General features: G+C 64.7%; 1 protein-coding gene. It reads right to left on the bottom strand.

Annotation, left to right across the window (positions count from 1 at the left end):
- Positions 1–212: 212 nt before the first annotated feature.
- Positions 213–1,724, bottom strand: a 1,512-nt coding sequence (locus VF497_RS11680) for a vanadium-dependent haloperoxidase (protein ID WP_330888874.1), incomplete at its 5' end; no start/stop codon positions are given.

Raw genomic sequence — 1,724 nt, forward strand, 5'->3', positions numbered from 1 at the left:
CGTCGGCGGCGTGCTCGGCAAGGCGATCAACCAGGTGACGCAGTCCGAGTACAAGGTAACCGGCAGCTGGGACAAGCCCGAGATCGTCAAGCTCGGCAGCCGGCGCGTGCCGAAGGCGGAAAGCGAGAAGGCGAAACCTGCGCCGCGATGACGGTCCGCGCCTGACTTGGAGAATCGGGCAGCCCTTCCCTGCGCTGCCCGATGCGGTTGGTTCAGACCACGATGTCGTTGCCGGCGAAGCCGCGGAATTTGAAGCCGTCGAATTTGTCGGGGAACCACGATTTCAGTTCGGCGAGCATGCTGATCGCGACCTTCTCGCCGAGGTACAGGCTCTGCACCGCGTCGCTGCGATAGTGGATGCCAGTCTGCACACGGCTGATGCCGATGTTCATCGCCATCTTGTTGAGTTCGCCCTCGACCGTCAGCGGATCGCCGGTGTATGGCACCAGCGCGGAGCCGTCGGCGTTGGACTGCACCGGATTCAGCAGGACCGCGTCGCCCTTGAAGAACGCCTTGATCATCGAAATCGCCGCGCCGGCGATCACGGTATGCGCGGACGGGTACGACGGATGGAACGGGCAACCGCCTTTCCACGCCTGCGAAAGCAGATAGTTGCCCTGTTTGCTGAAGGTTGCCGCCAGCGCCTGCGAGTTCAGTAACGCGGCGTTGATCGGATAAATCGCCTTGCCATTGATGTGGTTGTCAACGCGGCCGGAGAAGGTTTCCGGCCGGATGCGGCGATGCACTTGCCACTTCTGCCAGAACACCGCATCGAGCGCGTGCGTGCCGGCGCGCGCGATCAGGTCGTAGAGGGTATGAACACCGAGCAGGAGCGCGGCGTTCTCGTTCGGCGCCCAAGCCGGCAGTGCCGGATTGCGTGGCAGGCCGAGCCGGTTGAGGTTGAGCGCTGCCTGGGTTTCGTGCATGAACAGCGTGCCGAACGGCGCGTCGAGTTGCAGCGAGCGCGTCAGGTCGCGCGCATTGCTGATGTAGCGCTTGTTCGACGAAGCGGCGGTCGCGCCGCCCGCGCCACCGCGCTGCACCGCGAGCCATTCGGCATAGTTGTTGACGTAGTCGAGCCCAGGCGCGGGAATCGCCACGACCTGCTCGGACGAATACGGTCCGATCGCCAGCGGCATCCAGAAAAACTGCGACAGCCAAGGACCCGTCATCGCGCCCGGCAGGTTCATGCGGAACAGCGAGTCCGGCGTGATATCGCGCGGTCCGGTGTAACCGCTCTGTGTCGCGAGATCCGCGATCGCGCTCGCGATGGTCGCGTTGCCGGCGTAGTCGGTGAACGGCACGTCGCGCGTCAGCGCGCCCCAGTACGCCTCGACCATTTCCGCGGCTGTTTCGGCACTGTCGAAGGTAGGCGCCGGAGACACGGTGAAACCCTGCGCATCCTGGCCGCTCATGCTGAAGGCTAAGCCGGAGCGCGGATTAGCGAATTTCACCGCCGGATTGCCGATGGGTACGGCGGCGAGATCGCTGCGCGAGCCGCTGTTCAGCGCCTGCAACAGCAGCCAGTACGCATAGCCGTCGACTTCGCCGAGATCGTTGTGTGGCAGCCCCTTGCTGTATACCGCGATATAACCCGGCAGGTTTTCGTCCCCGTTCCAGTCCTGTGCCCAGTCGAACGCGTTTTTCTGCAACTGCGCGGCGGCGATGCGCACACGAAACGCCTCTTCGGCGCGGCGCGCGCCGCGTGCCTGCGCCCATGGCAC

Origin of the sequence: Rudaea sp., from assembly GCF_036383415.1 — a bacterium.
Taxonomy (GTDB): domain Bacteria; phylum Pseudomonadota; class Gammaproteobacteria; order Xanthomonadales; family Rhodanobacteraceae; genus Rudaea.